This is a genomic window from Edaphobacter sp. 12200R-103 (assembly GCF_010093025.1).
Classification (GTDB): Bacteria; Acidobacteriota; Terriglobia; order Terriglobales; family Acidobacteriaceae; genus Edaphobacter.
Window position 1 is genome coordinate 1,513,089 of sequence record NZ_CP048114.1, and the last position, 14,148, is coordinate 1,527,236.

A 14,148-nucleotide genomic window follows, 5' to 3' on the forward strand; every position below is an offset into this window, starting at 1 on the left:
TTTTTCCAACGCAAATTGGGAGCATCGCGTGAGTTGACATGTTGAAGTGTCACAGCCGCGGGCAACAAACAGGGTGGGCTAACGGGTAGGAATCGGGCTGGGGGGCTGGATTAAGTTTACGTTGGTCATGGACTTACGTGGTTTTATTCTGGCTAACGCAGATTCGGCGATTGGCAAACTCCTATAACCTTGTGCGTGGCATCGGCAACCTCCTAGTATCGCCCACCGTTACGCAACTTCTGCCTGCTCCGTCGGCAAAGAACAGTCGATGCAGAGCTTACCCGTTGCATCGCAGCAAGAGGGGCAGGCCGTAATTGAGAGGAAGGCCACATGTCTTATCGATCCACGAGCTTAAAAGTCATTTTACTTCTCGCATCCATCGCGGGAATGGTCTTGCATGCACAAACTCCCACGGGCTCCATTGACGGGCTAGTGAAAGATCCGTCCGGCGCGATCATACCAAACGCCCAAGTCATCATTCGCAATCTTGCCACTGGCCTCAAGGTAGAGAGGAAGACAGACTCCACGGGCCGATATGCCGCACCGCTGCTACTTCCGGGCCAGTACAATGTCTCGGCCACGGCGCCGGGGTTTAAAACCTCCAATCAGACAAACGTTACCCTGGACGTCTCTCAGGAGCGTGCAGTCGACTTTACGCTCTCCGTGGGAACTGCCTCGGAGCAGATCGATGTCCTTGAAGAAAGTGCCGCTACCATCGACACGTTAACGTCATCGACGGGACAGGTCATCACAGCCAAGCAGATCGATAATCTACCCCTGAATGGACGCAACCCGCTCGATCTCGCACTTCTTGCGCCGGGGGTCCAGGGGACCGGCGACACTGCACAGACGACTCCGCACATCTCCGGCTCGCGGAATGCGAACGCGGAACAACAGATCGACGGCGTCTCTAACATCGTTGGGACCAACAACGTCGGTCTGGGATATGTTGCTTACCAGCCGATCGTCGATTCGGTTCTGGAATTCTCGATCCAGACCAGTGTTCCTTCGGCAGAGTATGGCCGGACCAGCAGCGGCGTGATCAACCTCGTAACCAAATACGGGACGAACGCCCTGCATGGCTCGGCGTTCCTGTTTGCTCACGATGCAACGTTCGATGCGCGGCCTTATTTTCAGTCGAAAAACACTCCGATGACCGATAGGCATCGTTACCAGGAGGGAGGCACGATCGGCGGGCCCATCTATCGCAACCGGGCATTTTTCTTCCTTGCGCTTGAACGTTCCTCGGAAAGTTCAGCATCGCAGGAGATTGACAGCGTACCACTCGACGCGTGGCGCACAGGCGACTTCTCGGCGCTCTCCGTCCCTATCTATGACCCACTTACAGCCGTAAAGCAGCCGAACGGAAAGATCACGCGCAGCATTGGCGATTTCGCGGGCAATAAAATCCCGGCAAAACGACAGAATGCAGTAGCCCTCGCCGCCTTTAAATATTATCCATCGCCAAACTATGGGGGAGCGAATGCGTTCTTGAACAACTATCTCGCCATCGGGGCGAGCACAGACACCTATTATCACGGTGATGCTCGCGTAGATTATCAACTCACTCCAAACAACCGCGCATTTGCACGCTTCTCCAAATACATCGACGACAGCGTTCCATTCAATGGTTACGGCAATGCGGCGGCAAAGACGGGAAGCGGTCCGCAATATGCAACCGCAACCAGTGTCTCCCTGGACGACACCTGGACAATTCGACCGAATCTTCTTGCGGAATTTCGCTATGGTCTGAGCCGCTATACCGTCGATCGCACGGCTTTCGGCCAGGGGTTCGATATTTCCTCGTTAGGGTTGCCGGGGTCGTTCAAGGCGGTAGCGGCCCGAGAGGCGCTTGTCTTTCCAACCTTCAACCAGTCCGACGGCTATTCGGCCTTAGGCATGAGCGGCTATGTTCCTTATAGCTCCTACAACACCGCCCACGACGCTACGGCCAGCCTCATCCTCGTGAAGGGACACCATAATTTTAAGGTAGGCGCAAACTTCCGTAAGTTCTTTGTCAACTTTTATCAGTATGGTCAGCCGTCGGGGGAGTTTCAGTTCGACCGTAGCTGGACGCAGTACAACCCGAACGACGCCACGGATAACGGTGGTGGAACTGCTGTGGCAAAGGCCGGACACACCTTTGCCTCGATGCTTCTGGGCCTGCCATCCAGTGGATATATGACTCACGACGTAACGGCCTTGACCGCCAGCAGCTACATTGCCGGTTACTTCCAGGACGACTGGAGCGTGACCCCAAAGCTGACGCTCAACCTCGGCATCCGCTGGGAGGGAGAGATTCCTCGCACCGAGCGTCACAATCAGCTGACTTATTGGGATCCTTCCCTTCCCTCCCCTCTGGCGGGAATGATCGCAACCACCAATTGTCCCGCCTGCGCCAACCTGAAGGGCGCAATGGTGTTCGTGGGAACGCCCGGGGCCAAATATGGGCGTCACCAAGCTCCTTTTCAAGGGAAGGACTTCGGGCCGCGCATCGGGTTCTCTTATAGCCCAACAGCGAAGTGGGCGATACGCGGCGGCTACGCAATCTTATTTGGCGCGTCTGCGTTACAAGCCGCGGGAAGCACTGGTGGACTCGGGAATGATGGTTTCGCCACGACGACGGGTTTCCAATTTTCAACTGACAGCCAGCTGACTATCAGCACCAATCTCTCCGATCCCGCCAAATCCGGATTCAACCTTCCTACCGGCTCCGCGAATGGCGCTGGAACTCAACTTGGCAGTGGGATCAATTACTCCTTCTTCGACTCCGTCAGAAACCCCTACACCGAACAGGCAAACTTGAACGTACAACGTCAACTTCCTCTTCAGACTGTGCTGGAGGTAGGCTACGTCTATAGCCACGGATTATTTCTTGTGGACGGAGACCCTGGGCAACCGTATAACCAAGTCAATCCCTCTTATCTTTCCTTAGGCAATCAACTCAACAGCAACGTACCTAATCCCTTCTACGGAAAGATCACGACACCCGGAGCGATACTGTCTAACAAAAATGTGCCGCTGAAGTATTTGCTGGATGCATTTCCTCAATACAGCTCTGTTAACAGCCAGAGGAAGCCGCGTGCCTCCTCGATTTATAACTCCATCACCGTCCGCTTGGACAAGCGAGTTTCGCAGGGACTGAGCCTGTTGGTGTCCTACACCGGAGCCAAGCTAATGGACAACTCATCCTCGGCAGTAACCTACCTGGGCCCTGTAAGCAGCACTCGCGCCGACCAATTCCGGCCAGATAAGGAATGGTCGCTCTCCGCTTACGATCTGGCGAGCAGCCTCACGATTGCCACCACTTATGAACTTCCCTTTGGCAAGGGCCACCGTTTCTTCAGAGATGCGCCTCGCGGCGTGAACCTGCTGATCAATGGCTGGCAGGCCAATGGGATCGTCAGCATGAATGGAGGGTTGCCGGTCGTTCTCTCTTCGGTCAACAATCAAACTGGTTTGCTCTCGCTCGGCCAGCGTCCGAATATGGCTGCGGGAGATCCTAATCTGGCCAATCGGACGCGTGACAAGTGGTTTAATACGGACCTCTTTTCGCAGCCGGCGGCCTTCACCATCGGCAACGCACCACGCGTACTGGGCAATGTTCGTAGCCCCGGCAACCGCAATGCAGACCTGTCGGCAATGAAGAACAATTACTTTGGGAACGAGCGGCGCTACAATCTGCAGCTTCGGTTTGAAGCGTTCAACGCATTGAATCACCCCATCTTCGGTGGCCCCAACGCTAACGTCAATTCGGCTAATTTCGGGAAGATCACATCAATCGCAAACGGTTCGAGGGTAATTCAATTCGCAAGTAAATTTATCTTCTGACCTTCAACCTGGCTCGGTGCGACTGCTTGTTCAGTCGCACCGAGCCACTGTTTTTGATCAATAACCAATAGGAACGAGCAAACCTATATGAAGAACGTGCTGTGCTTCTCGTTGCTGTTGATCGCGGCTTCGCTTGCGACAGCGGCTCCAGCTCAACCATCGGAACATCCTAAGAATGTGCCCCAGGAGATGAAGGTTGATCTCTCCGCGCAACCATTGGGCAAATTCCTTGGGCTCGGGGTGCAGTTTGATCCTTATGTGAATCAGGTCGACGCACACCGCTGGGCAGAAATGATGGACCATTTGGCCTACATGAAGCCAGGTTTTTTGCGGGTGATGTCCGGGGCGACGGACTACTGCAGCGGTTTCGATGCAAAGGGCGAGCCAATTTATCGATGGGACACTGATCCCACGGCGCGGCAATTCCAAGCGATCCTGACCGTCCTCGACTTCGCCCAGGCACATCATATCGAGGTATATCTCGGTGAGTGGTCCCCTCCAGGCTCTCTCGGCATCCATTCTCCGGACGATCCGCGCTGGCAGCGCATCATCTCCGATTTCGTACAGTACCTTGTGCGAGATCGGCACTATACAGTGATCCATCACTACATCTTTATGAATGAGCCGAACGGCGACTGGATGTGGCACGGACGTAAGCCGGACTTTACCTCGTGGTCCACTGGGGTCCGCAACCTTCGCCATCAGTTGGATGCTCGCGGCCTAGACGATGTTATTCTGACCGGCCCTGATAACTCCGGAGGAAGGCAGTGGTTTGATCGCACGGTTACCGAAATGCATGACGTCTTTGGCACATGGGAGCAACACATTTATGCCAAGGATCAGGAGGTGGAATCGGGCACCCTGGAGCGAGAGCTCATCTCCGACCGCGAAACGATTCTGAAGCACGATCCAGACGGCGCAAGTAAGCCGCGCTTTATCGCAGAGTCAGGACTGGTCACCGGCAAGATTCAAGCCGTCGACCAGCAGCCGCGGGTGCACGACTTCGACTACGGCGCACGGATGGCGGACTATATCGTCCAGGTCGCCAGAGCTGGCTGGGGCGGGGCCGATGCGTGGGATCTCGACGACGCCATGCATCGCGGCCCAGGCGGCGGTTGGAAGATCTGGGGATTCTTCGACTCGAATAGCGACGCAGGTATGAAGCCTCGTCCCTGGTACTATGCGTGGACCATCCTTTCACGCTCGATGCCGAACGGTGCAGAGATACTTCCTGTTACAGGCTCAAGCGAAACGCCTGTTCGCGCAACGATCGCGAAGTGGAATTCTTCAGGCAAGACGCAGTGGACCCTGGTGCTTGTCAACCATACGGATGCGTCCGCATCCGTCAACTTAAAATTGCCGAAACAAGATGAGCTTCATGTCTTTCGCTACTTCGCCACAGAGCAGAATGTTGACGGAGCCTTGGAACCGAAGGAAAGCGAGTTAGAGGAGAATCCTCAAAGGTCTCAGACGGTGTCCTTGCCATCACGCGGCGTGGTTGTGCTGACAACGGCAACGGCAGGCACCGGCAGCGCCGCGCGGCAAGCGGTTCTCAACTATCTCAAAGACATCTCCGGCAGCAAGACCGCCGTTGGCGTTCAAAACAAGGACGTTGCGAATCTCACCCGTGACACCGACCGGATCGCCGCTCTGACAGGAAAGCAGCCCTCATTCTGGGGTGCCGACTTTAGCTATGGGCCGCGAGCCCTCGATAAGAATCGTGAAGCGATGATCAAGGAAGCGATCGCACAATACAAAGCGGGCGCTCTTGTAGGCCTGATGTACCATGCCTGCGCACCTATCCTTCCTGACGAAACCTGCGATTGGAACTCCGTCGGAGGTACGAAACCGGTACACCTGACCGACGCCGAGTGGAGCCAGCTCACAACGCCCGGAACCGTCCTCTACAAGACGTGGATCGCACGGCTCAACAAGCTCTCCGTGTACTTTCAACAATTGAAGGACGCCGATGTTGCAGTGCTCTTTCGTCCGCTGCATGAGATGAACCAGTGCGTGTTCTGGTGGGGCTGTCATCTGGGCCCGAACGGAAGCGCGAAGCTCTATCAGATCACGCACGACTACCTAGTCAACACCAAGGGATTCGACAATATTGTATGGGTATGGAATGTGCAGGACTTCAATACCCTTGATACCGACGTCAACTCCTATAATCCAGGTAGCAGCTACTTCGACATCGCCACGCTCGACGTCTACAACACCGGCTACACCCAGAACAACTACAACGCCATGGTGGGCATCGCCGAGGGCAAACCGATTGCCGTCGCCGAGTGCCAATACGTGCCGACTCCAGCTTTACTCGCTCGACAGAATCGTTGGGTCTATGTCATGTTGTGGTCTGACTTCATCTCAAATCCGAGAAACCAGATCGCGCTTCCGGCCCTCTATCATTCACCGAATGTCGTCACGCTGGACCAGATGCCAGGCTGGGGAACTCGTTAGGCAACGGCCGGGACAGCCTCTTCGGACGCTTATCGCAGAGCGACGACCGAGATTTTCACGGGAACATCCTGCCGCGCGTCAATGCGTAGAAGAACCTGCCACGTGTCGGGGAAGGTGCCATTCTTGGACATCAACTTGAGCTTCTCATAGACCGGTCGCATCGATGCAGGATCGCTGAAAAACTCTCCGACGCCGGCCGTTCCGGTGCTGGTAAGTCCGGCGAGCACGAGAACGCGAGATTCGGAGGGCGATCGCCCCATCCATATAAGGCCGTAATCTTCCAGAGCTCCGCCATGAATGACCCGCGCGTAAACAGGCGACTCCCCCGCGCGCGGATGAATATTGCGAATGACATCATGCTCCATCATGAAGTTATCTGTATTGACCGTTCCCTGTGCAAACGCGCTCATGTGCGGCGCACCCAGAAGGACAATCTGCTCGGTTCGAGCCTCATCCCAATTGAGAAAGCGCGCCTGCGTGAGTTGGGCGTTGCGTCCGAGAATCTGCAGAATGCGAGCGAAACCGTATGCAGCTTCCGCTTCGCCTAGCCCCGTGTAGTTCATGTTGTCGACCTGGAGGAAGTGGAAAGGAAACTCTGCCTGAGTATTATTGGCACTACTATTCAAAACACTTGCCATCGACTCCGGAACCGGGACACTCAACACTTCATCCCCACTTGGAGGGGTCGGAAGCGACGCTCCGCGGTAGAGCAGAACGTTCGGATTGGAGAGCGCAATCTTCGTCTTCGCCGGCCCGGAAACACCGATGGGTCCAAGAAGCTCCTTATAGAAGGAATAATCTGAGCCGTTGACGATGGGACTAGGTTGTTTGATCCAGCCCTTGATCCACCATCCGGCAGCACCAGAGCAGATTACTAACAACCCAATTTGCAGAAATTTACTTACCGTATAAGAAAACGACGTGCTTTGCGACGAGTACGTTGCTACCTCTGCTTTTACGGCCGATGCGGGCTGCGACTCGTTAGCGGGAGCGGCAAAATGTTCGAGAACGGCTGGAACCTGGCTCTCATGGATCACCGGGTGTGGAGCCGGTTTGAGCTTGATAAAGTCCGGGACATAGGATCCCAGTGGAAGCAATATCCGCAGGGGTTCAGTAGGGTGATCGTTATAGAACTTCGTCAGCCGACGTCTTACATCATTGGCCGCGACTCGCACGATCGAATCGATGCTCGTATCGTAGTCGCTCCGGCGGTGAAAGATCTCAATGCCGAGCAGGCGCTCCTTCAGGCTCTCGATCTCTCCAACAAGATACCGTTCGACGACGTGGCGCAGAATCTCCGATGAGCGTCGACTCACGCTAAACTCATCACTTGCCAGAATGGTGTCCAGATGCGTGCGAATCTCATCTTTCGTTGGAAGCGGAAGAGGCTCTTCTAACGAGTTGTCGCGGAGATGTTGCGAGATAGCCATAGCGCAAGATGAACGACATGATATCAGATGACCATAACCCCTTGACGGGAAATGTTCCTGAGGCAAGAAGCGAGATGGGATGAAACGCATGGTTAGGAAATCACCAAACGCACCAAACGTAGCGAATTCAAGATTCTACGCATAAAGTCCCGGAGTATTGGGTGTGCGCCGCCTTCACTGCGACAAGGAGTGGACGGCGCGTACCTACCTCAAGGGAGTTCCTCACCATGTCAGTTGTTGACCTCAGACGCCTCCTGCGCGTTGTGATTTTGTTGATATCCACTTCGGGGTTCTTTTCGCTCCCCGCTCTGTCCGAGAACGCAACTGCCGGGCCATACATCGCCCATATTGTGGAAGGAGGCCCTGAACTCAGCAAACCCATTCAGCAGGAGATTGCTTCATCCGGCGCGTGGAGCGAATGGACCTGGGTAAGGATCGGCCTCGACAGTCCCAGAACGTCGGCGATCGCTCGAATCGGCGCGCCAGATGATCAAGCGCCTCGCGTGCTGCTGCTCCGAGATGCACATCCCGCTGTCCAGGTAGCCGATAAGCAGATTGTCGCGCCTGCAGCGTTGGACCCCACGACCTGGCATTTAATTGGAGCTGTTGAAGACGGCGGGGCACTGACCCTCTACGTCGATGGGCACCCCGCGGGTACGAGTGCCGTAAGCAACGAACCTGTGACACCGGAGTTGTCGCTCGCTCCCACGGTGCCAGCGGACATGCGCCACTTCAGCGGAGACATTGGCGGTCTCTCCATTGCCGCACGAGCTTTTTCTCCAGAGGAGATGATGAGTCGCTTTGTGCAGCGTCCCGATTTCAGCGCGCAACTGCCTGAAGAGAACGCCAAGCCCTGGCGCCTGCAAACTCGTCAACGCGTCGGGTATGAGGCGCCGCAGTCTCCAGACACCATGCCGCATGGCTTCCCCGCGGAGAAGCCACGAGCGAAGTCCATGCCTGCATCCGAACCGACGCTGCGAGCAGACGGCGAACGGACCTGGACGATTGCAGATAATTGGAGGCTGCTCTCCGTAGACAATGAGCGTATCGCCAGGTCTGTCAATGGGCGTGCTCTTTCCCAAGCCGGCTTCGACGATGCTTCGTGGATGCCGGCAACGGTTCCAGGCACCGTGTTGACGACCATGATCGATCGAGGAGTCTATCCCGACCCCGACTTTGGCTTGAACAACCTGGCGATTCCCGAATCTCTCAATAAGCATGATTATTGGTATCGCGTGGAGTTTCCTTCGCCCAGCCCGTACAGCACTTCCCGGCGCACGCTGCACTTTGCAGGCATTAATTACTCGGCCGAGGTCTGGTTGAACGGCGTCCGTCTAGGCGATATGCGGGGAGCGTTTCGTCGTGGCGACTTCGACGTCACCCTCGTGCTTCGGAAGACTGGAATCAATGCACTCGCGATTCGCATCTCTCCTCCGCCCCATCCCGGGATACCTCAGGAGCAATCGCTCAAAGGCGGTCCCGGTGACAATGGCGGAGCCATGTTGATCGATGGCCCGACATTCGTAGCGACTGAGGGATGGGACTGGATACCAGCAATTCGAGATCGCGATACGGGCCTGTGGCAAAGCGTCTCACTGAAAGAATCGGGCGCTGTCACGATCGGAGATCCGCAGGTCATTACCCGTCTCCCGCTTCCAGACCGTGCGACCGCCAATATCGAGATCCATGTTCCCGTTCACAACGCGACAGGCGCTTCACAGCACATTGTGCTCCAGGCAGCATTCGAGGGCGTCGCATTGCGCATGCCCGCGGTGGTTCACCCCGGCGACAGCACACTGTCTCTGCTGCCGGGGCAGTTCTCCCAATTGCATCTGACGCATCCGCGGCTCTGGTGGCCGAACGGATACGGATCGCCTGAGTTATATCATCTTCATCTTGCGGTCGTGGATGCGAAGGGAACGATCTCCGACACCCACTCGACCACATTCGGCATTCGCGAGATCAGCTATGAACTCACTCTGTTTAACCATTTCGGCAGATTGGAGCGAATTGAAGCCATTCCCACCCTTACTCTAGGCAAGGGTTACGACGCGGTGGATGTTCACCATGAAGCTATGCGCCAGACGGCGGCAGGATGGGCCTCTTCGATCTCTCGTGAAGCCGAGGGAACGTCGGCGATTCGAGAAGTGACCAACGAACCGGATATGACCGATCTCGTTATTAAAGTGAATGGCGTTCGCATCGCGGTACGCGGCGGGAACTGGGGCATGGACGATTCCAGAAAGCGAGCCAGCCGCAGCCGCCTGGAGCCGTACTTTCGTTTGCATCGGGAAGCGAACCTCAACATGGTGCGGAACTGGGTGGGACAGAACACGGAGGAAACTTTTTTCGATCTCGCCGACGAATACGGCATGCTCGTTTGGAACGACTTCTGGTCTTCGACGCAGAACTCCAACGCAGAACCTGGCGATGTCTCTCTCTTTATCGACAATGCCCGCGACGTCGTGCGCCGTGACCGCAACCACCCTTCCATCGCAATCTGGTGCGGCCGCAATGAGGGCGTTCCGCCGCCCGCGCTCAATAGCCAGATGATCACCATGCTTCGAGAAGAAGATGGGACACGCTTCTACTCGCCCAGTTCCAATGCAATCAACTTGCGCAAGAGCGGCCCATACTCCTGGCAAAATCCTGCGCTGTACTTCAGCACGTTGAATCGAGGCTTCTCCGTGGAACTCGGCATAGCATCCTTCCCAACCCGCGAGGCGTTTGAACATACGGTTGCGTCTCAAGACCGCTGGCCGATCAGCGATGCCTGGGCCTATCACGATTGGCATCAGTCTGGCGGAGGAGACGTCCACACGCTCATGCAGCACATGGAGATCGAGTTCGGCAAGCCGGGATCGTTTCAAAACTTTGAACGCCGCATCCAGATGTTCAACTACGTTGACCATCAGGCCATCTTCGAAGGCTTCTATCAACATCTCTGGCAACCGAACAGCGGCCGCATGTTATGGATGACGCATCCTGCGTGGCCCAGTACGATGTGGCAGATCTATAGCTCGGACTACGATACCCAGGCGTCCTTCTATGCTGTCAAGAAAGCAAATGCGCCCCTGCACATTCAAATGGATCTATCCGATTACACCGTTGCCATCGTCAATACGACCTTGGTCACGCTGTCTGCTCTGCGGGTTGCGGCGACGATCTACTCCCCGCAAGGTCAGGTGCTCCGTCGAATCGATGGCAGCGTCAGCGCTTCGGCCAACTCTACTGCCGCATGGACTCGTCTCCCCTTGGCCTCGATCTTCCATCTAGTACCACTCGTGTTGGTACGTTTGGAGATGAAAGATCTATCGGGTCATCTGCTCGCCGACAATTTCTATTGGGTCGCGCATGAAGAGAAGGACTTTCGCGGCCTGAACGATCTTGCGCCTGTGAACGTTCAGGCCGAGGCCGTTTCAGGAGAGAACGTTCAATCTCTGTCGGGCAAAGAAAAGACCTTTTCGGTGAAATTGACGAATCGCGGGACCAGTCCAGCCTTGGAGCTGAAGCTAACTCTGCTCCGTGCGGATGGCAGCCGCGTCCTGCCCGCCTACTACAGCGACAACTACGTCTCGCTGATGCCTGGGGAAGAACGTCTAATAACCGTGAATGCACCCTTCAATGCCTGCGGCCCTGGAGCGCTCCACGTCTCACTGCATGGATGGAATGAGGAGGAAACAACAGCGGAGGTGGGCACTCACTAGCTAGAGAACATTTTGGCTGCAACCTTCATGCTTTGAAACCCAAATGCAGGCTGAGACCCCAGAAGAGATTAGCCTCTCTCATCGATGGCAATACTGTTACGCATCCTTCCGCTTGGCACCACGGCAATGCCATCTTCACCCCGTTCTACTCGCGACGCTATGATCCCGCGAGCCGCATGCGAATGCTATCTGAATCGCTGGATTCTTCCTCGTTGGGGAGATCTCAGGATCGATCAGGTCAAGTCAGTCGCAGTTGAAGAATGGCTGGATAGCATCAAGCGGGCGAAGGGGACGAGGGCGAAGATTCGAAATATCATGAGTTCCATCTTCCATCACGCAATGCGTTACGAGTGGGTTGAACGTAACCCTATCAAGCTCGTCCGCCAAAGCGCAAAACGGGAGAGAACACCTGAGATACTCGAACTGGCCGAACTCCAACTTCTTCTCAGCAAGCTGTCGGTCCGGGAGCGCACCTTAGCACTTCTCGACGCGGCGACTGGGCTTCGGGTCAGCGAAATGCTAGTATTTCGCTGGAGCGATGTCGATTTTGAGAACTTGGAGCTTCGTGTCACGCGATCGATCTGGCACCAAGTCGTAGGCAACTGCAAAACAGAGGCCTCCGCCAAACCCGTTCCGATGGACAGCTACATGGCAGAGGATTTCCTGCGCTGGCGCCGTCAGAGTACCTACACATCTGACGACCACTACGTTTTCGCCAGCGAGACGATGAGGGGAACGCAGCCCTATTGGCCGGACAATCTCATGAAGCGTCACATCAAGCCAGTTGCGAAAGCGATTGGCATAAACAAGAACATCGGCTGGCACACTTTCCGCCACTCCTTCGGCACGTTGCTGAAGGCAAACGGGGAGGATGTCAAAACCGTTCAGGAACTTTTGCGACACGCGAACAGCAGAATTACGCTCGACGTTTACACGCAAGCCGTGAACTCGAACAAGCGAGCCGCACAAAGCAAGGTTGTAAGGATGATGGTTTCAAGCGAGGTAACAAAAGTAGCGAACGTGGGCACAACTGATTCGAAAAAACAGGCTCAAAATGCAGGATAAGAATCTTATTGTGCCCGTATCGTGCCCAGATTTCGTTGTCACTTTAGGTCCATACGTTCCGTAAGTCTTTTGGAATGTATGGCGGGGACGACGGGGCTCGAACCCGCGACCTCTGCCGTGACAGGGCAGCGCTCTAACCAACTGAGCTACGTCCCCAGCTTGCCGATCTCTTCTCACGATCAACTTGCTGACGAATTTGATTCTATCAGAAGATCAGCATAGGGTGTCGAATCTTATCCACCGATCCCCGTCCGTTACGTCTTACTTCTATTTCACTGAGCGATTCAGGAGCATCTCTGCGCTCAGGCCGCGGATGCTGGCGTCAAGCAGTTCAATCATGTGAAAGGTTGGTATCTCGGGCACACCGCGGCGGCGTAGGCCGGCCTGTATCTGTAGCAGACAACCCGGGTTTGCACTAACGAGAACCTGAGGCTGCACGCAAAGCACGTTGTCGACTTTTCGATCTCCCAACACCCTAGCCGGTTCGGGATGCAGCAGATTGTAGACCCCCGCTGATCCGCAGCACAGATTCGGTTCCCCTATCTCCAACAACTGAAGCTCAGGAATTCCACGAAGCAACGATCTGGGCTCGTCAAAGATCCCCTGTGCATGTCGAAGGTGACAGGCGTCCTGATACGCGACTCTAATGGGAAGCGGATTGCGAGTCTGCCGTGGGGGATTCAGAAGTAGCAGTTCGGAGATGTCGCGGCACTTCGCAGAAAACTTTTTGGCCCGATCGCTCCAGTCAGCATCATCACTCAGAAGATGACCATATTCCTTCATGGTAGATCCACACCCTGCGGCATTCACCACGATATAGTCCACATTCGCGTTCTCGAAGGTGTCGATCAGCTTGCGCGCCTGCGCACGCGCGTCCTGCTCTACACCGCAGTGAACCATCAATGCGCCACAACACGACTGATCGGGAGGTACTACCACCTCATAGCCTTCGGCAGCCAGTACGCGTACGGTTGCTTGATTCACATGCTGAAAGAAAACCTGCTGGACGCAACCCGCAAGCATTCCGACCCGAACTGTTGGCTTCATCGCAGAGGTCGTAGAGTTCCGGGATGCAGAAGTAAGCCTCGGCAAGCGCCGAAATGTACTCTTCGAGACTCTGGGAAGGAGCGCCTCCATCGCAGCCAGGCGCTCAGGCAGCAGCTTCAGCAGCCCACTGCTGCGTACTAGAGACTCAAGACCGCTGTGCTGATACAGAAAGACCGGTACCGCCAACCAACGCAATCGGCCAGGATAGGGGAAGACCGCGAACAACATTCGGCGAAAGAAAGATTCGCCTTCGGATCGAGGCACGTGCCGTTCAATTTGAAATCGTGTGCTCTCGATCAACTGGTTGTATTGGACTCCAGAGGGACAGGCAGTCATGCACGCCATACATCCAAGGCAGTTATCCATGTGCGTGGCGAAGACGTCATCCAGAGATGCTTCACCCTGGCTCGCCTTGGCCATCATGTAGATTCGTCCTCGAGGAGAATCCATCTCCTCTCCCCAAAGCACATAGGTCGGACACGCGGGCAGGCAAAATCCACAATGAACGCAGTCTGATAGAAGCTCCTTCGCCGGCGGATTGTGATCGTCGAAGCGGCTTGCCTTCTTTCCCGCTTCAGGCTTTTCGATTTGAGTAAGTTGAGCCATTC

The 14,148-nt window shown here is 55.5% G+C and carries 6 protein-coding genes, 1 tRNA gene and 1 pseudogene; 4 read left to right on the forward strand and 4 right to left on the reverse strand.

Annotation, left to right across the window (positions count from 1 at the left end; genetic code table 11):
* Positions 1-387: 387 nt before the first annotated feature.
* Both GWR55_RS06300 and GWR55_RS06305 read left to right on the forward strand, forming a co-directional pair.
* Entirely contained in the window at positions 388-3,831 is a 3,444-nt protein-coding gene (locus tag GWR55_RS06300) for a TonB-dependent receptor (protein WP_162401503.1), read from the forward strand.
* Positions 3,832-3,918: 87 nt separating this feature from the next.
* A complete protein-coding gene (locus GWR55_RS06305; RefSeq protein ID WP_162401504.1) occupies positions 3,919-6,291 on the forward strand; it encodes a glycosyl hydrolase in 2,373 nt (790 codons plus the stop codon).
* Positions 6,292-6,320: 29 nt separating this feature from the next.
* On the opposite strand, the gene GWR55_RS06310 is transcribed toward GWR55_RS06305, so the two are convergent.
* Complete coding sequence (locus tag GWR55_RS06310) at positions 6,321-7,721, reverse strand: hypothetical protein (RefSeq protein ID WP_162401505.1); 1,401 nt, start codon at positions 7,719-7,721, stop codon at positions 6,321-6,323.
* Positions 7,722-7,948: 227 nt separating this feature from the next.
* Between GWR55_RS06310 and GWR55_RS06315 the strand changes: the two genes are divergently transcribed.
* Positions 7,949-11,428: a LamG-like jellyroll fold domain-containing protein gene (locus tag GWR55_RS06315; protein ID WP_162401506.1), complete on the forward strand. Its 3,480-nt coding sequence runs from the start codon at positions 7,949-7,951 to the stop codon at positions 11,426-11,428.
* A gap of 159 nt (positions 11,429-11,587) precedes the next feature.
* Entirely contained in the window at positions 11,588-12,493 is a 906-nt protein-coding gene (locus GWR55_RS06320; protein ID WP_162401507.1) for a site-specific integrase, read from the forward strand.
* A gap of 79 nt (positions 12,494-12,572) precedes the next feature.
* On the opposite strand, the gene GWR55_RS06325 is transcribed toward GWR55_RS06320, so the two are convergent.
* The 3 genes and pseudogenes from GWR55_RS06325 to GWR55_RS19215 form a co-directional block, all read right to left on the reverse strand.
* Positions 12,573-12,649, reverse strand: a tRNA-Asp gene (locus tag GWR55_RS06325).
* A 111-nt stretch (positions 12,650-12,760) separates the two neighbouring features.
* Positions 12,761-13,540 (reverse strand): (Fe-S)-binding protein, encoded by a 780-nt coding sequence (locus GWR55_RS19210; RefSeq protein WP_238398759.1) that lies wholly within the window; start codon positions 13,538-13,540, stop codon positions 12,761-12,763.
* A gap of 336 nt (positions 13,541-13,876) precedes the next feature.
* Positions 13,877-14,146 (reverse strand): annotated as a pseudogene (locus tag GWR55_RS19215) (4Fe-4S dicluster domain-containing protein); the annotation flags it as partial.
* Between the last annotated feature and the right edge of the window lie 2 nt (positions 14,147-14,148).

Excerpts from the sequence above, each read along its gene's own strand:
- GWR55_RS06310 (WP_162401505.1), bottom strand. The coding sequence starts at position 7,721 with ATGGCTATCTCGCAACATCTCCGCGACAACTCGTTAGAAGAGCCTCTT.
- GWR55_RS06315 (WP_162401506.1), top strand. The coding sequence starts at position 7,949 with ATGTCAGTTGTTGACCTCAGACGCCTCCTGCGCGTTGTGATTTTGTTG.
- GWR55_RS06320 (WP_162401507.1), top strand. The coding sequence starts at position 11,588 with ATGATCCCGCGAGCCGCATGCGAATGCTATCTGAATCGCTGGATTCTT.
- GWR55_RS06300 (WP_162401503.1), top strand. The coding sequence starts at position 388 with ATGGTCTTGCATGCACAAACTCCCACGGGCTCCATTGACGGGCTAGTG.
- GWR55_RS19210 (WP_238398759.1), bottom strand. The coding sequence starts at position 13,540 with ATGAAGCCAACAGTTCGGGTCGGAATGCTTGCGGGTTGCGTCCAGCAG.
- GWR55_RS06305 (WP_162401504.1), top strand. The coding sequence starts at position 3,919 with ATGAAGAACGTGCTGTGCTTCTCGTTGCTGTTGATCGCGGCTTCGCTT.